The 17809-nt window shown below is 47.9% G+C and carries 17 protein-coding genes; 4 read left to right on the forward strand and 13 right to left on the reverse strand.

The window, feature by feature from the left end; translation table 11 throughout:
* Positions 1 to 75: 75 nt before the first annotated feature.
* Together codA and C8D73_RS04570 are read left to right on the forward strand one after the other, a co-directional pair.
* On the forward strand, positions 76 to 1338 hold the full coding sequence (gene codA / locus C8D73_RS04565; protein ID WP_113077446.1) for a cytosine deaminase: 1263 nt from the start codon (positions 76 to 78) through the stop codon (positions 1336 to 1338).
* A 311-nt stretch (positions 1339 to 1649) separates the two neighbouring features.
* Complete coding sequence (locus tag C8D73_RS04570) at positions 1650 to 2090, forward strand: universal stress protein (protein ID WP_021717890.1); 441 nt, start codon at positions 1650 to 1652, stop codon at positions 2088 to 2090.
* Between the two features lie 96 nt (positions 2091 to 2186).
* Here the strand turns inward: C8D73_RS04570 and larE are convergent, their stop codons facing one another.
* Complete coding sequence (gene larE, locus C8D73_RS04575) at positions 2187 to 3005, reverse strand: ATP-dependent sacrificial sulfur transferase LarE (protein WP_113077447.1); 819 nt, start codon at positions 3003 to 3005, stop codon at positions 2187 to 2189.
* A 15-nt stretch (positions 3006 to 3020) separates the two neighbouring features.
* Positions 3021 to 4502, reverse strand: coding sequence for a class I adenylate-forming enzyme family protein (locus tag C8D73_RS04580; RefSeq protein ID WP_113077448.1), 1482 nt, complete (start codon positions 4500 to 4502; stop codon positions 3021 to 3023).
* A gap of 183 nt (positions 4503 to 4685) precedes the next feature.
* On the opposite strand from C8D73_RS04580, the gene C8D73_RS04585 reads away from it, so the two are divergent.
* On the forward strand, positions 4686 to 5078 hold the full coding sequence (locus C8D73_RS04585) for a thioesterase family protein (RefSeq protein ID WP_046431216.1): 393 nt from the start codon (positions 4686 to 4688) through the stop codon (positions 5076 to 5078).
* Between the two features lie 75 nt (positions 5079 to 5153).
* Here the strand turns inward: C8D73_RS04585 and C8D73_RS04590 are convergent, their stop codons facing one another.
* The 6 genes from C8D73_RS04590 to C8D73_RS04620 all read right to left on the reverse strand — a co-directional run bounded on the left by C8D73_RS04590 (position 5154) and on the right by C8D73_RS04620 (position 10214).
* Positions 5154 to 5789 (reverse strand): flavodoxin family protein, encoded by a 636-nt coding sequence (locus tag C8D73_RS04590; RefSeq protein ID WP_113077449.1) that lies wholly within the window; start codon positions 5787 to 5789, stop codon positions 5154 to 5156.
* 178 nt (positions 5790 to 5967) lie between these two features.
* Complete coding sequence (locus C8D73_RS04595) at positions 5968 to 7179, reverse strand: MFS transporter (RefSeq protein WP_021717885.1); 1212 nt, start codon at positions 7177 to 7179, stop codon at positions 5968 to 5970.
* A gap of 137 nt (positions 7180 to 7316) precedes the next feature.
* On the reverse strand, positions 7317 to 7874 hold the full coding sequence (locus tag C8D73_RS11205) for a hypothetical protein (RefSeq protein ID WP_021717884.1): 558 nt from the start codon (positions 7872 to 7874) through the stop codon (positions 7317 to 7319).
* 72 nt (positions 7875 to 7946) lie between these two features.
* Positions 7947 to 8708, reverse strand: a complete 762-nt coding sequence (locus C8D73_RS04610; protein WP_113077451.1) for an amino acid ABC transporter ATP-binding protein — start codon at positions 8706 to 8708, stop codon at positions 7947 to 7949.
* Between the two features lie 12 nt (positions 8709 to 8720).
* Positions 8721 to 9371, reverse strand: a complete 651-nt coding sequence (locus C8D73_RS04615) for an amino acid ABC transporter permease (protein WP_021717882.1) — start codon at positions 9369 to 9371, stop codon at positions 8721 to 8723.
* A 75-nt stretch (positions 9372 to 9446) separates the two neighbouring features.
* Entirely contained in the window at positions 9447 to 10214 is a 768-nt protein-coding gene (locus C8D73_RS04620) for an amino acid ABC transporter substrate-binding protein (protein WP_113077452.1), read from the reverse strand.
* A gap of 172 nt (positions 10215 to 10386) precedes the next feature.
* Between C8D73_RS04620 and C8D73_RS04625 the strand changes: the two genes are divergently transcribed.
* Entirely contained in the window at positions 10387 to 10731 is a 345-nt protein-coding gene (locus tag C8D73_RS04625) for a cupin domain-containing protein (RefSeq protein ID WP_113077453.1), read from the forward strand.
* A gap of 111 nt (positions 10732 to 10842) precedes the next feature.
* On the opposite strand, the gene C8D73_RS04630 is transcribed toward C8D73_RS04625, so the two are convergent.
* The 5 genes from C8D73_RS04630 to C8D73_RS04650 form a co-directional block, all read right to left on the reverse strand.
* Positions 10843 to 13365: an autotransporter outer membrane beta-barrel domain-containing protein gene (locus C8D73_RS04630; protein WP_113077454.1), complete on the reverse strand. Its 2523-nt coding sequence runs from the start codon at positions 13363 to 13365 to the stop codon at positions 10843 to 10845.
* Positions 13362 to 14036, reverse strand: a complete 675-nt coding sequence (locus C8D73_RS04635; RefSeq protein WP_113077455.1) for a class I SAM-dependent methyltransferase — start codon at positions 14034 to 14036, stop codon at positions 13362 to 13364. Before C8D73_RS04635 ends, C8D73_RS04630 begins: the two co-directional genes overlap by 4 nt.
* Positions 14033 to 15394, reverse strand: a complete 1362-nt coding sequence (locus C8D73_RS04640; protein WP_211305780.1) for an autotransporter strand-loop-strand O-heptosyltransferase — start codon at positions 15392 to 15394, stop codon at positions 14033 to 14035. Before C8D73_RS04640 ends, C8D73_RS04635 begins: the two co-directional genes overlap by 4 nt.
* Positions 15395 to 15843: 449 nt before the next feature.
* Complete coding sequence (locus C8D73_RS04645; RefSeq protein WP_113077456.1) at positions 15844 to 16359, reverse strand: Panacea domain-containing protein; 516 nt, start codon at positions 16357 to 16359, stop codon at positions 15844 to 15846.
* Between the two features lie 35 nt (positions 16360 to 16394).
* Positions 16395 to 17693, reverse strand: coding sequence for an HD domain-containing protein (locus tag C8D73_RS04650; protein WP_113077457.1), 1299 nt, complete (start codon positions 17691 to 17693; stop codon positions 16395 to 16397).
* Positions 17694 to 17809: the final 116 nt, after the last annotated feature.

Raw genomic sequence — 17809 nt, forward strand, 5'->3', positions numbered from 1 at the left:
TATACTGATTGCGACAAGAGTTTTCGTTACGAAGCTCCTCCGCCACAACATTAAGTTTGTAAAGGAGACTTTATAATGAAAAGCATATTATTCACCAACGCCAAATTAAAAGGTCAGAACGGCCTGCAGGACATTTATATAACTGATGGTAAATTTAAAGAGATAGGCCCCGGTCTTGCCGCAAAAGTAACAGCTGAGAAGGTCGTAGATCTTGAAGGCAAACTCGCCGTACCGCCTTATGTCGATCCCCACATTCATCTTGATTACGTTTTCACTGCACTTAATCCGGCGGCAGCCAACAAAACCGGTTCTTTATTTGAAGGCATCCAGCGCTGGTCTGAAACAAAAGGCAGGCTGACCAAAGAAGAAATCAAAGAACGCGCCCGTCAGGCCATGAAACAGGAGATCCTTACCGGCGTGCAATATATCCGCACCCATGTCGACGTGACTGATCCCAAGCTTACAGCCCTGCGGGCCATGCTGGAGCTGCGCGAAGAAGTCAAAGATACCTGCACCCTGCAGATCATCGCCTTCCCGCAGGAAGGGATGTATGCTTATCAGGGCGGTGATAAATTAGTTGAAGAAGCTCTCACTATGGGCGCTGACCTGGTCGGAGCCATCCCTCATTTTGAATATACACGTGAAGACGGCGTTAAAAGCGTCCAGAAAGCTTTCGAACTGGCAGTAAAATACGACAAAATGGTCGATATCCACTGCGATGAAACTGACGACGACCAGTCCCGCTTTATCGAAGTCCTGGCCGCCGAAGCACTGCGCAGCGGCATCGCCGAAAAAGCCACTGCCAGCCATACCTGTGCCATGCATTCTTACAACAATGCCTATACTTATAAGCTGTTCAAATTACTGGGGCTTTCCAAAGTCAATTTTATTTCCTGCCCTACCGAAAACATCCATCTGCAGGGACGTTTTGACAACTACCCCAAACGCCGCGGCCTGACGCGTGTCAAGGAATTGAACGAAGCCGGCATCAACGTCTGCTTTGCCCAGGATTCCATGAGCGATCCCTGGTATCCTGTCGGCAACGGTAATCTGATGAATATTCTTGACGCAGGTATACACATCGCGCAAATGATGAGTATCGAAGAAATCAGCAACTCCCTCGACCTGATTACAGTCAACGGCGCCCGCACCCTGAATATTCTCGATCAATACGGTATCGAAGCCGGCAAACCGGCCAACTTTATCGTTCTCAATGCCAAAGGCGAATTTGAAGCAGTCTGCAATCGCGTTTCCGTTGCCTGTTCCGTCCGCGACGGCGAATTTCTTTTTGAACGTGCCCCCGAAGTTATTACTACAACCAACGGGCTCTTAAAATAATATTCCCGGCCCCTTAACAAATAACAAAAAGCACTGCCGTTATTAAATACGTCAGTGCTTTTTTATCTGCAGAAAGAAACCTGAAAACCAGCATTTTCTGTAATATTTTTCGCAAAAATTTTACTGGTTTCAACAGCTCACGCAGCAGGATTTTTGATCCGTTTGTAGAAGTAAGTATATACAAAAAGAAAACAAGATGTCATCTGAAAATCATCTAAATTTTAACCTGACTTTTGCGGAGTGTTACCACTACCGCCTGTAACATTTCCGATCTGATCTATAGGCGCGGATGTTTTAAGGAGGGATTTACCATGATGAAAAAGATTCTTGTACCGTTCGATGGTTCCGAAACTGCGCTGCGTGCACTGGAGTTTGCAGCCGGCATCGGCAAACCGTTTGGCAGCGAAATTATGGTAGTCAATGTTATTGTACCTTACGACTACACTAAAGTTCCGCCAAGAAAACCTAAAAATGCTATTGAAGAAGCTGAAATGGCAGCCAAAGAACCGGATCCGACTCCGCTTGATATCGCTAAAGGTATTTTGGATAAGCTGGGCTGCACTACCGCATCCTATCGTCTGATCGTTGATATCGACCCGGCTGAGAGGATTTTGGAATATGCCAAAACTGCCGAAGCTGATATGATCGTGCTCGGCAACAGAGGTATGGGCATGCTGGCCGAACTGCTGATGGGCAGCGTGAGCATGAAGATTTCGCAATATGCAGAATGCCCCGTAGTGATCGTAAAATGATCAGTTAATATACATATTCCCGTCTTGTGAAGGCGGTAATCCCTTGGAAACGGCCCCTTACCCGCTGGAGGTAAGGGGCCGAAGTGTTTTTCAGAATCACTTATCTGTCAATGTATCATTCATACTGCCGCTGCGAAACCCTTCCAGATCTAAACTTACATACAGGAACCCCGCCTTCCTTAAAGCTTCCACGATCTTCCGGCGCAGCTGCGGCTGCGCAATTTTTTCAATAACGGACTCAGCAACTTCAATGCGCGCCAATTTGCCGTGACAGCGTACACGCATTTCGGCAAAACCAAGATCCAGCAAAATCTGCTCTGCTGCTTCTATCATCTGCAGTTTTTCTGCAGTAATAACTTCACCATAAGGTATACGTGAGGCCAGGCAGGCATAGGAAGGCTTATTCCAGGTAAAAAGCTCAAACTCCCTTGACAGCAGCCGTACTTCTTCTTTAGTAAGTCCCACTTCCCGAAAAGGACTTTTGATCCCCAGCTCTGCTATCGCTTTCATCCCGGGGCGGTAATCACCTTCGTCATCTATATTGGAACCATCTGCGACGCAGCTGCAATGATACATCCCAGCCATCTCCACAACGGTTTCAAATAAGGCACGTTTACAATAATAACAACGTTCCGGACCATTCTCTGCAAATCCCGGAACAGCAAGCTGATCGACACCGATTTCAAAATGCGGTATTTTCAGTTCGCGCAGCAGCTGTGCCGCGTCCCTCGCTTCGTGTCCCGGATAACTTGGCGTCCTTACCGTCACCGCCAGTACGTTATCACCCAAAGCCTCGCGTGCGGCATACAATAACAGCGAAGAGTCGACGCCTCCTGAAAAAGCCACGGCAACGCTGCCGTAACTGCGCAGCGTATCCAGTAAATCTAAATATTTCTTTCGCAATTCTACTTGCATTTTACACCGCCTGTCTTAATTCTGACGATTAACTAAATCTTCAATAGCATTTTCACGCAAAGCTGTCTTCATAACCTTACCTGTACCATTTTTAGGCAGCTGCTCGCAGAAGAAAAAATATTTTGGTACCTTGTAACTGGCAAGACGCTCCATTAAAAAGCGCCGCAGCTGCGGTTTTGTCGCCGCCGCGCCCTCCTTCAACACCAGATAAGCACAGACCGCCTGACCGCGCAGCTTATCCGGCACACCTACTACAGCGTTTTCCTGCACTGCCGGATGATGATACAACGCTTCCTCGACCTCACGCGGATAAACATTTTCCCCGCCTGTAATAATCATATCCTTGAGCCTGTCAACGATAAAAATATAACCTTCTTCATCCTGATATGCCAAATCACCTGTATGCAGCCAGCCGCCGCGTAAAGCTGCAGCCGTTTCTTCCGGGCGATTCAGATATCCCAACATCACATTGTCCCCCCGGACGCACAGCTCGCCTACCGTGCCGCTGGCAACCCGTCTGTCATCCTCATCACGGATCTCAACTCTTACATTCGGCAGCTGCGGTCCAATTGATCCGACCTTGATTTTTTCAGCCGGATTAACAGTACAGACCGGCGAAGCCTCTGACAGGCCATAGCCCTCCTGTACGGGCTTTCCAAATTTTTTCTTAAAATCTTTTGCCAGCTTTTGCGGTAAGGAAGCACCACCACTGATAAAAAAGCGTACTGATGCCAGCTGCCCGCTGTCGGCACCCTTTTCAAACATCTGGATCATCGTCGGTACGCCGGCAAACTGTGTTATTTCATACCTTTGGATCAACCGCAGTGCTTCAGCTAAAGTATAATTTTCCTGTACAACTATGCAGCAGCCATGCAATAAAGGACATGCTACGGAAACAGTCCAGGCAAAACAATGATACATCGGCAGCACACACAAGGTCTTATCAGAAGAATACATCAACACCCTCTGCGTAAAATCTTTCGCGTTGGCAACCAAATTACGATGTGACAGCATTGCTCCTTTAGGATGCCCTGTCGTACCGCTGGTATAAATGATCGCACAATTATCATTATCGTCCATAGCTATATCTTCATAACTCCTGTCAACAGGCTGACGCAGATCCTCGAAATCCAGCTGCTTGAGCGGGCCACAGCCACATTCCTGCAATGCGGCATCTAATTCCAGCTTTTGCCGCGTCACCATTACGCTCATACCTGCATCCTGAACGATATAGGCCACCTCCGGCGCCGCCAGTTGAAAATTAAATGGAACAACAACGCCGCCGGCTTTAATGATCGCCAAATAAGCGATCACAAATTCATTGCAGTTTTTGCTGAACAGGCCGACTTTATCGCCTTTACATACGCCGCTGCTCTGCAGATGCGCAGCCCATAAAGTAACTTCCTCACGCACTTCACCATAAGTCAGCATTTTATCTTGACAGATCAGAGCCGGGTCTTCTGCCGGATGATCGTTGATTATTTCATAAAAAAGCATAGCTTTCGCTCCCCGCCGCGGCTTCAAGCCGCTAAAATTACCGTTGCCTGATACGATCCACTTTTCCAGCAGCAGTATATTCTTTATTATACTAAATAAAAACCCACTTGCACAATGCTAAAAATCAGGTTAATATGTAAGCAGTATATAAAATATTAATTCCCAGAAAGGCAGGTTTAATAAATGAAAGTTGAACTACGACCCGGTCTTCAAGGACGAGCCGAAGCAATCGTTGACACCACCAATGTTGCAGCAGTTATGGGCAGCGGCGATCTTGATGTTTTTGCTACTCCGGCCATGATAGCCCTGATGGAGCAGGCCGCCTGCAACGCGATCCTTCCATGCCTTGACTCCTCTACCAGCAGCGTCGGCATCAAAATGGATACCACTCATGAAGCCGCCACGCTGCTTGGAAAAAAAATTATTGCTACAGCTAAACTGATAGCCGTTGAAGGACGCAAGCTTACCTTTAAGGTAGGCGCCTGCGATGATCATGGACCGATCGGCAACGGTACCCACGAGCGCTTCATTATTGACAAAGCTAAATTTATTGCTAAATTACAGTCTAAGCGCTGAATTATTTTTTAACAAAAAACTCCCGCAATGCGGGAGTTTTTTGTTTACCTGCAGCAAAAGCTTTAAACAAACGCTTCAGCTGCGAATAAAATTAGTAAAAACTGGCGTTTCCTGCTGTGGTAATGCTACACCAGCCTGCAAACCGGCTTCTTTGCACCGCAGTAAAAAAGCCATATTTCTGCCCAGCGTACGCATCGTCTGTAAGCCTTCCAAATCCTGTTTTACTTCTTCAGCATTGACGCCATGTACCATATTCCAATATTGCGAAGCTACGACAGGCATCTGCATCAGCATAAAATATTTATTCAGCTGTTCAAAGGCTGCTGTCGTTCCCGCACGGCGGGCAGATACCACCGCGGCCGCCGGCTTCAGATAAAAAGTTTTCTGACCTGAACAAACGGCAGTATAAAAAACTCTGTCCATAAAAGAAGTTATCGCTCCTCCGGCTGCAGCCCAATGCACAGGCGAACCAAAAATATAGCCGTCATAAACAGGTGCCAGCTCCAAAAATTCATTGACCTTGTCATGAAAAACGCAGCGGCCAGTTTTGGCACAGCCGTGACAGGCAATACAGCCCGCAATAGCTTTCGTACCGATCCAGAAAATATCTGTTTCGATGCCCTCCTGTTCCAATGCAGACGCAACTTCTTTCAGCGCCGTATATGTGCAGCCTTTTTCATGGGGGCTGCCGTTAACCAATATTACTTTCATCTTTACTCCGCTCCTTTACTTTGTTGTCTTTCCAATGCTCCTGACATAACTATACAACCTTGAGCGCACTCCAGGTCAAGTGAATTATTTTCAAATTTTACTGCTTTTCTGTCTGTACATAAAAAAACAATAGGCGGCAAACCTTTACCACCTGCTGTTTTTGACTTTCTCTATTTTATTAGTGATGCCACAATAAATGCTGGCTTACCGCCAGTTCCAGCCTGACTACTACAAGGAGGCAAATAATAACCGCAGCAGCAACCATGCCGATAACACCGCTCCAGCCATAGCTTTCCAAAAATACGCCGCCTAAAGTCCCCAGTGAGCTTGCACCGGCATAATAGAAAAACATATACATCGACGATGACTGCGCTTTATCGCCATGATTAAGTTTTCCTACCCAGCCGCAGGCTACGGAATGTGAACCCAGCATCCCAAAAGTAAATATAGCCAGGCCTATAAATTTAAATACAAGCGGCTGCAGTAAAGTCAGCAGCCCGCCGGTTAGCATTATCAAAAGGCCCAGAATAAGTACGCGCCCGTTACCATGCTGATCTGATAATCTGCCCATATAGGTAGAGCTGAAGGTTCCAAACAAATAGACTACAAACAGCAGCCCTACTACAGTCTGGCTTAATGAATAAGGCGGTGCCAGTAAGACATAGGAAATAAAGTTAAAAACAGCAACAAAAGAACCCATAATCAAAAATGCAACCAGGTAAATCCATAATAATTTCTTATTTGCCAGAGCGGTATGAAAGGTTTTTATCAGCTGCAGTCCGCCTGACTGGCGCTGCCGCTGATATTTCGGTTTAGGCAGCAGCATAAAAAAAGCAATACCGACAGCAAGATATAAAATGCCGATCACAATCAGCCCCATGCGCCAGGAAACAAAATCAGTAATCGCGCTGACCACAAGCCGTCCAAACAGGCCTCCCACTGTTGTTCCGCTGATATAGATCCCAATTACAGTACCGACGTTAAACGGCTCAAATTCCTCATTGATGTAAGCAATTATCAACGAAGGAAATGCAGCTAAAAGCAATCCCTGTATCAGACGCATCCCCAGAATAGCTTCAAAACTGCCGCTGAAGCCTATCATAATAGTCAGTATTGCAGCTCCTATCAAGCCGACAGCAGTTGCCAGTTTACGGTCAAAACGCGGTGCCAAACCGGCAATCAGCAGCATTGCTGCTGACATCCCCACCAATCCTAAAGATACTGCCAGACTCCCCTGTACTGCATTGAGCCCAAAGCTGGAAGCAATAACCGGTATAATCGGCTGCACACAGTACTCGGCACCAAAAGCCGCCATACTTCCTAAAAAAATAATAAACAGCGTTCGCCAGTAAACCTGCGAACCTGTTTTTATATACTCGCGATTTTCCACTTAAAAGCCCCTTTTCTCTATAACCTGCTTTTAATTGTATACCTTCTGCAGTATTAGTCAATTCCTAAAATAAATAAAAGCACCGATGGCGGCCGGTGCTTTTATTTATTTTTTCATCTCATTCACCTTTACTGCCGTTATTCACGCAGCTCGGCCAGCGAAGGCAATGCAGCACGTACAGGCTTCCACAGCATGATCGAAACAGTATAATCGATCAGCGAATGTAAAAATGTACCAACCCCTACCAGAACAAGTACGCTCATAACATAACCGTCGGCAAGCTGTTCCGGTTTGAAAATGCTGCCGGCCAGAAAGAAAGGTGAAACGACGGCAACCTCAGCCAGAGCATGTACAAAGGCCAGCCCACCATTAAACACAGTGCTTGGCAATGGCTTTTCAATGATTTCCGGTATTTTTCTGATCAGCACAGCCCCAAGCAGGGCAAAACAGATATGGCTGGCAGCCCTCAGAGCAATAATTACAGGCGTCGTCATAAAAAATCCCAGCGTCGTTCCCAAGCAAACTACTGCGGCCAGCTTCGGCGATATGAACATCGCAATAAAAATAGCCACATGGCTGGCCAGCGTAAACGACATCGGCCCGATCACTATTTTAGGCATCAACATCGGCACAACGATACCGATACCACACAGTACCCCGGCCAATACAAGCTGATTGATATTCTTGCTTTTCATTTCGCAGCTCTCCCCTCATCATTCATCCTTCTGACTCATTGATAACGAAAACAGCGCCTCAGGGCGCTGTTTTTATTTTAACACAGTTTGCAAAAAAGCCTGCAGACGTTCATTTTTCGGATTAGTAAAAATATCCTCAGGCCTGCCCTGTTCCTGTACTCTGCCATCAGCCATAAAAATAACTTTGGTCGCTACTTCGCGGGCAAAACCCATTTCATGAGTCACTACCACCATCGTCATTTTTTCTTCAGCCAGTTCACGCATGGTACGCAGAACCTCCCCTGTCAATTCAGGATCCAGCGAAGATGTCGGCTCATCGAAAAGCATGATCGACGGCTTCATCGCTAAAGCGCGGGCGATAGCTACACGCTGCTGCTGACCGCCGGAGAGCTTCCGCGGATAAACATCCGCTTTTTCGGACAAGCCAACCTTGCCTAAAAGTATTTTTGCTTCTTCGATTACTTCGGCACGGTCGCGCTTCTGCACCTGCACCGGTGCTTCAATCAAATTCTGCAGCACTGTCATATGCGGAAACAAGTTAAACTGCTGAAACACCATTCCCATTTTACAGGCAATTCGGCGGCTTTCGTCACCGGGTGCATATACCACCTCACCTGTGCTGTTGGTATCAGCAAGCAGCTCACCGTCAATAATGATCGTGCCCCTGTTGATAGTTTCCAGCTTGTTCAAACAGCGCAGCAAAGTACTTTTACCGCTGCCGCTGGGACCGATGACGGCAATGACTTCGCCTTCTTCGACATCAAGATCTATACCCTGCAAAACGTTCAGTTCCTGAAAACTTTTATGAATATTACGTGCTTCGATTTTTTTCATGGCTTACTCCCATCAATCATACTTCGAAAATCTTTTTTCCAGTTTGTCAAATCCGTAGGTCAAAACCAGCGTCATCAGCAGATAAAAAACACCGGCTACAAGAAACGGAGTAATACTGAAATCACGCTGCACCAGATTACGTGTCGTCCGCAGCAGATCATTCATTGCCAAAACATAAATCAAAGAAGTATCTTTAACCAGAGTTATCGTCTCATTGCTGACAGGCGGCAGGATAATGCGAAAAACCTGCGGCAGAATAATACGGCGCATGGTCTGTACATAATTCATGCCCAAAGTACGGGCCGCTTCATACTGGCCTTTAGGAATAGCCTGGATACCGGCGCGGAAAATTTCGCAGAAATAAGCGGCATAATTAAGTACAAACGCAAAAATAGCCGCCTGAAAATCATCCATCCTGATCCCGATACCGGGAATAAAGGGCAATCCGTAATAAACGAATAAAAGCTGCAGCATCAGCGGCGTTCCGCGCAGAAGCCAGACATAGACACCAACGGCACTGCGCAGACTGCCAAGTGACGAAACCCTCGCCAGAGCAAGCAGTATACCTAAAGGTATTGACAAAACAATAGTAATAAAAAACAATTTTAAAGTTTCGATCGTTCCCAGCCACATCTGCGGCAGGATGGAAATAATATAATCCATTATGAGTCTCCGTATCTGCATTAAAAATAAGTAGAGTAAAAGGGCCGACAGCTCATGCCATCGGCCCGGAGCTTATTAATATTTAGTGATGTCAACACCCATCCATTGTTCAGAAATCTTTTTCATGGTGCCGTCTTTTTTCATTTCATCCAGTGCCTTGTTGATTTTCTCACTGTATTCTTTATCATCTTTGCGGAAAGCAACCGCTACGACTTCGTCGCCCAGATTTTCTTCCAAAGCTACATATTTATCAGGATGTTTGACCATATAATAACGAGCCAGAACAGCGTCAACTACCATGGCATCGATACGGCCGGCGTCCATATCCATATAAACAGCAGCAAAGTCAGGATATTTTCTGTAATCTTTCAGGGAAGCCCTCAGTTCATTATTTCTGTCAAGAATATAAGAACCGGTACTGTCATCCTGTACTGCCAGAACTTTACCCTTCAAATCAGCAATTTTAGTAATCTCAGACCCTTTAGGAACAACTACCAGCTGAGCATTTACCATATAGGGCTTGGAGAGCGTATAAGCTTCCTGACGCTCCGGGTTGACTGTAAAGCAGTTCCAGATCGCATCGATACGCTTACCCTTGATCTCTGCTTCCTTGGAAGCCCAGTCGATCGGTTTAAATTCTACTTCCATACCAGCACGCTTGCAGGCTTCTTTAGCGAGGTCGATATCATAACCGACGATCTCGTTCTTTTCATTACGGAAGCCCATCGGCGCAAAATTGTCATCAAGACCTATCACCATTTTTTTAGGACTGTCACTGCCGCAGCCTGCAACCAAAGACAAAGCCATCAGCAGCGTCATAGCCAAAAGTAAAAATTTCTTCATCATCCATCCCCCTCTAAGGTGTTGTTTTCTTACTACGCTTTTGATTATACTTTAGTATGCTAAATTTGTAAAGAGGTAAATTGATTTTTTTTGAAATTTTTTGCAGGAATTTTCCTTACAGCTGCGAATCTTATTTCAACAGCAGTATTTTATAACGAAAGAGGGGCTTGTGATGATCGTCACTGAAAGAAAAACCGATATTTTTGAACGCCGGGCCGGCGGTAAAGGCAATACTATTATGGAGCACATCGTCGATGAAAATGTTTACGGCGGCAAAATAGCCGCTTATGCGCGCGTAATTCTTAAACCCGGCTGTTCACTCGGTTACCACAAACATGAAGGCACCAGCGAAACTATTTATATCCTGCAGGGTACGGCCTTATATAATGACAATGGCACTGAAAGCACGCTGACTGCAGGCGCAGTTGTTTTCTGCCCCGAAGGCGAAAGCCACAGCATCGAAAATATTGGTCAGGATGACCTGTTGGCTATGGCGCTGATCGTCAACGAAAAATAAATTTCAAACAATTACAAAACATATTAAAACACTGCTGTGAACTTTAGTTCACAGCAGTGTTTTTCCATTTATTCGGATTTATTTTACTGCTCGCAGCAACGCGGAGCTCACTTAGAACGTGAACCTTAGCCCGGCGTTGACGCTCCACTTTTTGTTGATGTCGCCGCTGAAGCCGCGTGTCACTTCACCGTAGAAGTTGCCCGTTTTGCTGATCCTGACGTTGCCGCCCAGACCCAGCTCAAACCATGTATCACCGTAGTCATTGTGCTTCGTTAATATATCGTTCGTGCCCCCTGCGTCCGAGGTCAAAACCAGGTCGCGCTCACCGGCAAATTCGTGCAGCAGGTCGGCTTTCAGGTAGATATCGCTGCCGTTTTCTATCTTCTGTCCCATGACGAAGCCGATACGCCCGAGGGCGCTGTTCATGCCTTCGATACGGCCATTGGCCCCACGGTCGGTGGTGTAGTCGATGCTGCCCAGCCTGCCAAGTGTGAATTGGGCATTAGGCTCGATGAACAGCCCTCTCTCCAGATCAAAGCGTTTGCCGTATTCGACGCTGACGCTGCAGGCGTGCTGCTTGTATTCGGCTTTGTCAGGGTAGTCGCCGTAGGATTCCAAATCAGTCGATACGATGCCGTAACGGGCCGTGACATTGGTATAACTGCCGTTATCTGCCGTCCACACGCTGTACAGGCTGAAGCTTTTCAGTTTGTCTTTGCCGCTGCCCGGGCTGTAGCTGCCTGTGCCGTCGCCGTAGTCTACCGCCAGGCCGTAGATGCTTTTGGCGTTATCGGCTTTGTCGTAACCAAACTGGTACAGGTTGTAGCGGCCTTCGTAGTTATCGCCGCTGAACCTGCCCGCCTGCGTACGGGCCCAGATGCCGTCCGCGTGTTCACTGCCGTTGCCCAGTGCTCCCAGACGGCTGCGCAGGCTGTCGTTGGTGTTGCGCCACAGGGCGTAGCTGTTGTTGGCTGCCTCCAAAAGTACCCGGGTGTCGTTATTGGCAGTTTTGGCTACTTTTGTCAGATACCAGTTGTTGGCCGACTGCCCCAGCGTGTCGCCTTTGGCCAGGGTCGGGTCGATGTCCCACAGGCCGCCGGCATTGAATCCTTTGCCTTCAAAGGTCAGTTTGCCGCTGTTATCGGTGATCAACAGCTGTTTATGTTCACCTGTGACCTGGATGCCGTTCAGCTTGCTCAGGTCCCTGATCTGGACGTAGTGGATGCCGACGTCGGCATCTTTGATGATCAATTTATCACTGTTGCTGTCATTGTCGCTGCCAAGGTCGGTATCCATGATAAAGGTGTTGCCGCTGCCGCTCAGTTTGTCGATGGTCAGGGTCTCGTAGGCAGGAGGGATAAAGGCTCTGTTCCTGCCGAAGCTGTGGTCCGTCATATCAATACTGGCGTTAGTGGCTGACAGGGTGCCGTTGATGGCAAAACTGCCGCCGCTGACTGCTGACAGTTCCAGACTGCCGCCTGTCATCGTGAGACCGCTGACGATGCCGCCGCTGGCGAGCTGCATCATGCCGCCGCTAACTTCGGTTGCCAGGGCTGTGCCGCCGCTGGCGATATTCTGCGTGCCGCCGTTGATGGTGGTATTGGCTGCTGTGCCGCCTGTCAAAACAGCCTGCGTGCCGCTATTCAGGGCTCTGACCGTGCCCACGCCGCCGGCAGAGACTGTCTGCGCACCGCCATTCATGCTGTTGGCGATACCTGTCTGCCCAGCTGTCAAATTCCAGCTATCGCCTGCCGTTACCGTCCCGACAATGCCAGTGCCGCCGCCCGAGATGATCTGCTTTGCTGTAACGTGCTCGACATAGCCAGTGCCGCCGCTGGCTATTTGCTGCTGGCCGCCTAAAATCCCCAGGGCTGAACCCACGCCACCGCTGCCTATTTGCTGCGCACCGCCATTCATGGTGCTGACCGTACCGCTGCCGCCGCTGGAGATAGTCTGATTGCCGCCATTAATGGTGCTGACCGTGCCCACGCCGCCATTGGAGATACTCTGAAAGCCGTTGTTTATGGTACCGACTGTGCCCTTGCCGCCGCTGAAGATATTTTGCGAACCAAACCAGTTGTCTATAGTGCTGACCGTACCACTGCCGCCGCTGAAGATATTCTGCAGGCCGATCTTCATCGTGCTGACTGTACCCTTACCGCCGCTGAAGATATACTGAAGGCCGCTGTTCATGACGCTTACCGTACCCACGCCGCCGCTGGCGATATTCTGCTGGGCGCCGTTCATAGTGCTGACCGTACCGCTGCCGCCGATGGAGATATTCTGCGTGCCGCCGTTCATGGTACTGACCGTGCCGCTCTGCCCGGCAGTTATATTCTGGCCATCGCCGGAAACCATGGAAGCTACGCTGGCATTGCCGTCATACTCAGTTGCTTCGGCCCGGGCGAATATGGCCCGGTCCACCATGTCTGCCAGCTGCGGCAGCACGGCGTAGTCCAAAGGCTCGGCCTCGCTGCGTGCCGGCTGCGGCGCAGCAACCAGCTTCTGTTCTGCCCCGGCCAGCGCTGCCAGCGGAGCTACTGTGTTCACAAGGTTCATGCCCATGACTACTGTCGCCAGGATCTTTTCCGCTTTCTTTTTGTCCATACCTCTGCTTTTTCCGTTGTTTTTCATTGGCCTGTCTTCTTTCCATATACTCGGCACCAGTGTTTAGTTACTACCGATATTTTCTCCGCAGCCAGTTCCAGTTCGCTAAGAGCTGTGAACTGCTGCTCCAAAAGTGCAGCCACGTCTGCCGATGCTTCCGGCTGTTCGTCGATGTAGAATTTTTTGCGGCCGTTTTCGCTGTCTATCACCGGCACTGCACGGTGTTTTAAATTCAGCACCAGCAGTTTATCGGCTACCGCCCGGCTCAGCAGCTTTATGTCATGGGCCGGGTCGAAGACGTGCTGCAGGACATAGACTGCTATGGCGCAGTCTGCCTTTAGTCCGCCACGCTCTGCCAGGGCGCAGAACATTTCGTAGGAGATGACGCTGAAGCGGTCGCTGTTTACATACTCTGCCGCCATACGGCGCATGTCGGGCGAGATATCGACTCCCAGCACCCGGCAGTCGTACTGCTCAAGCAGGGCTTTGGACAGCCTGCCTATGCCGCAGCCAAAGTCCAACACTGTTTTGCCGTTTAAATCGCCCAGTCCACCGGCAAACAGAGTTTTCATGTATTCTGTTTCCCGCTCCCAACGCTGGCGGTAGTCACCGCCCTGCTGTTCTTCTGTCAGGATGATGTTTTTTGCCTGTTCCAGGTCCTGTACTTTGAACATGTCTTTGTAGTAGTAAAGGCTCATTTTTTTATCAGCTCCTGTTTCTTTTTTGTTGCCGCTGCTTTAGCTTTACCTTTGCCTGCTTCTGCTGCCAGCGGGTCCAGTTTGTGATCTGCCATCAGCCGGTCGATGACTTTGTTTACCGCTTCCGGCGTGATGTAACGGCTGCATTCATACTGACGTTCTGTTCCTTTCAGCCGCGGGCACCATTCAAAGTCTTTATGGTCGAAGACTATCTGCGTATCGTTCCAGCAGCCGTTGCAGACGTGGTAGTTGATGACCCGATAGGGAGTGGCAAATTCGTTCAGCGGCAGGGTGAAGCCGCTGATGAGCACGACAGGTATGCCAACGCCGTTGGCCAGCCAGCTGAGGCCGCTGGACAGGCCGACAAAGAAGTCGGCCTGTGCCAAAAGGTCGATACGTTCCTGCAGGGGCAGCTTGCCGGTAAAGTCTTCCGCCCCGTAGGGGATGATGTTGAAGCGGCTGTTCATGCCGTAGACGTTTTCGCGGTCGATGCACAGTACCCGGTAGCCTTTGGCCTGCAGGTATTTGACGACGCCCAGCCAGCCGCCGCCGTTGTTCCAGTATTTGGCCTGGCTGCTGGACTGGGCGGCGATGCAGACGTAGGGTTCTTGGATCCTGCGCTTTTTGTCCTGGGGCAGCAGCTTTACGCTGAGCTGGGGCGGTTCGCCGCCTTCGTCCAGTCCCAGGATCATGGCCGCGTTCTGGTGCAGGCCCCGGATGCGGAAGTCTGACGGCTGATGTACCCGGTCGTCGCAGGGGAAGAAGATGCCCATGTAGTAGCTGGCGTACAGTCCTTCCGGCCGTTCTTCCGGCTGGACGAAGTTTATTTCCGGGTAGGACGGTTTGAACAGTTCGGCCAGTTCTGCGGCCATGGCGCAGTAAAGCTGGCAGCCGTGTTTTTGCCGGAAGGCTTCCGCGTAGGGGAACCAGGCCAGGATGTCTCCCAGTATCCCGACGGGGAATTTGAGCAGTACTTTTTTGCCGCGCAGGTCCAGGTCGTGGGCAAAGATCAGTTGATCTTTTTCGTATACTTCGATGCGAAAATCAACAAAATACTTTTTGCTGCTGGTGACCAAAACGCCGCTGGCAGGGGCGTCGTAGACGGTGAGGCAGGCTTTACGGTCGATGAATTTTACCCGGTATTCGCCCTGGGGCACGGTGACGCGCACGCCGTAGTTGAAGTCGAACCTGATGCCTGCGCTGCCGCTTTCCTGCTGCACTTCGCCGGCGTCGAACATCATATAGGGTCTGGGCGCTGCAGGTGCAGGCTTTTCGATGCCGGCGGCCGGGGCCTTGCCCTGCCCTTTGCCCATTATGGCCGCAAGCTCTGCTTCGCCTGCTGATTTTATTTCTGTCATAGTCACATCTCCCTTTTTCAGATAGATTCTTTTGTTTTCTTTTGTTTTTCTTTTGTTAAAACGGTGTTTTTATTCCCCAGAGCAATAATCATAATTATTGTAGCACCTTTGTCCCCCCCACAAGACATGCAAACGGATATTTATCAGAAACTTCCGTTTTGCCCCTCCCCGGCACTTATACAACAACCATCAGCGGGCAATGCTCCGCACGTGGTCATTGTCCTCCTGCTGCCCGCCTGCGCCGCTGGCGACAAGGAAACGTAAAAAAGAAAAACCCCGGATGCTTTGGCAAGTACCCGAGATCGGAGATCTATTCAAGTCCACACAAAAAATTTAGCCCCCAAAGGGCTAAGTATTCCGCAGTGTTGTTTTGCTATTTACTTTTTTTAAAACAGACGTACACTTAAACACAAAACTCCGGCTTTCCAACAGCCGGAGTTTTGTGTTTATCAGTTAAGATATTGATATTTTTTTAAGATACCCAGTTCTTTGTTCAGCTCACTCTCGGAAAACTTGCTGCCTTTTATCTGTTTGACTTGCTCAATAATTTTTTTATCATCGGCAGCAGATCGCAGCAAAGCTGTTGCTGCGTAATCCAATGTTGTCAGTGCTTCCAGTTCTAATGCTGTTTTTTTGCCAAATACTGATAAAACATCATCGACAATGTCTTGTTCCGTAGCCGTTAAGGCATTGTCCAGCTCTTCATCCGTACCGCAAAATTTGATAACATGCGTCATGCCATGATCCGCATCGATCTCGATCATGTCTTCGCTTTCTAAAAAATGTAAAGCGTTGTCAAGTTTTTCGCTATAAGGCCCAAAAAAGTGGATTTTATAATTCAGGCCAACCTCCACGCCTTTACGCTCTATCAAATACATCAGCTTCTGCACCATTTTTTTGCCCGGATCAGGATGCGCTGAACAAATTTTTTGAATTATGGAAGCACATTTTTTGATATAATCCATAACATTACCTCCCTCTATTCTGCCTGAGACTCTAATCAATCTTCCTCACTGCAATTACGCATAATTTCCTGGACTACCGGTCTAACCTCAGCATGCCGCTCTGGGCTGACATAAAGACGATAAATATCGATCTTGCTGGCCAGGCTTTGGATAATGTTCGATTCTTCGGAAATAGTACTGCACATTCCCGTATCCCGGTGTACGATGATGATCGCTTTTTCGTCATCAAGATCTGTTTTAACAGGAATCTTATGCGGCATTTTTGCTGCAGAAGTATCCACTAAAAATTCTTCAGCATCGAATTTCTCAAAAATACTGCGTTTTAGCATTCTGAAATTTTGTCTATCTGCCTTTGCAGTATGCGTCTTGGTGGAATATATACAAGGATACACCCGTCTTTTGATAATGTTTCCCGCTGCTTCTATTATATCACGCTTTTCCGCCAATAGTTCGAGAACTTTATTATCATTCCATTTTAAATATTCACTTGTAGAATCAGGATATTTTCCGTCAGGTAAAACTTCACTCAAAGCTCTTGCCAGCATCAAATCAAAATACCTGCGCGTCCTATGAAAATAGACCTCAATAAACATAAAGTAGCGGGCCAGAACAAATTCTTCTAAAGCCTGGATACCGCCATCAGTAATCGCCAATCGGGGAGATTCATCCTGTTTATGGATAGTAAGACAGGTGAGCAGCCTTTCTATATCATATCTTCCGTAATTGACACCGCAAAACAGGGAATCCCGCAGCAGATAATCCATTTTATCACAGTCAAGTTCACTGTCCATAAAGCTTTTTAAAAAAGTGAATTCATAATTTTCTCCAGGATTTTTACCACTGTAAATATCACAGATCAAATCAGGAGTGATATCGTACTCACTTCCATATTTTTCTTTAAAGCCCTGGCCGATCTCACTTATATAATCAGCTATTTCTGTTTCTTTAACTATTTTTTCTGTAAAATCTTCATGCTCCATACCCTCCGGAAACACAGCTTCCGAAGCATGGGAAAAAGGGGCATGCCCCAAATCATGGGTCAACGCGATCAATCTTAAAATCTGTTTATACCAAGCACATTTTTCAGCATCAAAAATATAACTTCCACTGGCTTTGGCATTATCAACGGCACTTTCAAAAGCTTTGGTAACTAAAAACATCACACCAAGAGAATGTCCGAACCTTGTGTGTTCAGCACCATGAAAAACTAAATAAGTCATTGCCAGCTGCCTGATGTTTCTTAGCCGTTGAAATGGCAACGAATTTATTATTTTATTCTCAGACTTACTTACTCGAATAAATCCATGAATCGGATCTCGATATTTATCACTCAAAATATAACCTTCTTTATAAAAATTTAATCTATTTCGCTTTAGTATTATAGCATACTATCATTATTATTGCTTATCTGTGATAAAATTATTTTGTATAAAAAAACTCCGGCTTCTAA

Origin of the sequence: Phascolarctobacterium faecium DSM 14760, assembly GCF_003269275.1 — a bacterium.
Lineage (GTDB): Bacteria > Bacillota > Negativicutes > Acidaminococcales > Acidaminococcaceae > Phascolarctobacterium > Phascolarctobacterium faecium.

Excerpts from the sequence above, each read along its gene's own strand:
- codA (WP_113077446.1), top strand. The coding sequence starts at position 76 with ATGAAAAGCATATTATTCACCAACGCCAAATTAAAAGGTCAGAACGGC.
- C8D73_RS04570 (WP_021717890.1), top strand. The coding sequence starts at position 1,650 with ATGATGAAAAAGATTCTTGTACCGTTCGATGGTTCCGAAACTGCGCTG.
- larE (WP_113077447.1), bottom strand. The coding sequence starts at position 3,005 with ATGCAAGTAGAATTGCGAAAGAAATATTTAGATTTACTGGATACGCTG.
- C8D73_RS04580 (WP_113077448.1), bottom strand. The coding sequence starts at position 4,502 with ATGCTTTTTTATGAAATAATCAACGATCATCCGGCAGAAGACCCGGCT.
- C8D73_RS04585 (WP_046431216.1), top strand. The coding sequence starts at position 4,686 with ATGAAAGTTGAACTACGACCCGGTCTTCAAGGACGAGCCGAAGCAATC.
- C8D73_RS04590 (WP_113077449.1), bottom strand. The coding sequence starts at position 5,789 with ATGAAAGTAATATTGGTTAACGGCAGCCCCCATGAAAAAGGCTGCACA.
- C8D73_RS11205 (WP_021717884.1), bottom strand. The coding sequence starts at position 7,874 with ATGAAAAGCAAGAATATCAATCAGCTTGTATTGGCCGGGGTACTGTGT.
- C8D73_RS04610 (WP_113077451.1), bottom strand. The coding sequence starts at position 8,708 with ATGAAAAAAATCGAAGCACGTAATATTCATAAAAGTTTTCAGGAACTG.
- C8D73_RS04615 (WP_021717882.1), bottom strand. The coding sequence starts at position 9,371 with ATGGATTATATTATTTCCATCCTGCCGCAGATGTGGCTGGGAACGATC.
- C8D73_RS04620 (WP_113077452.1), bottom strand. The coding sequence starts at position 10,214 with ATGAAGAAATTTTTACTTTTGGCTATGACGCTGCTGATGGCTTTGTCT.
- C8D73_RS04625 (WP_113077453.1), top strand. The coding sequence starts at position 10,387 with ATGATCGTCACTGAAAGAAAAACCGATATTTTTGAACGCCGGGCCGGC.
- C8D73_RS04630 (WP_113077454.1), bottom strand. The coding sequence starts at position 13,365 with ATGAAAAACAACGGAAAAAGCAGAGGTATGGACAAAAAGAAAGCGGAA.
- C8D73_RS04635 (WP_113077455.1), bottom strand. The coding sequence starts at position 14,036 with ATGAGCCTTTACTACTACAAAGACATGTTCAAAGTACAGGACCTGGAA.
- C8D73_RS04640 (WP_211305780.1), bottom strand. The coding sequence starts at position 15,394 with ATGACAGAAATAAAATCAGCAGGCGAAGCAGAGCTTGCGGCCATAATG.
- C8D73_RS04645 (WP_113077456.1), bottom strand. The coding sequence starts at position 16,359 with ATGGATTATATCAAAAAATGTGCTTCCATAATTCAAAAAATTTGTTCA.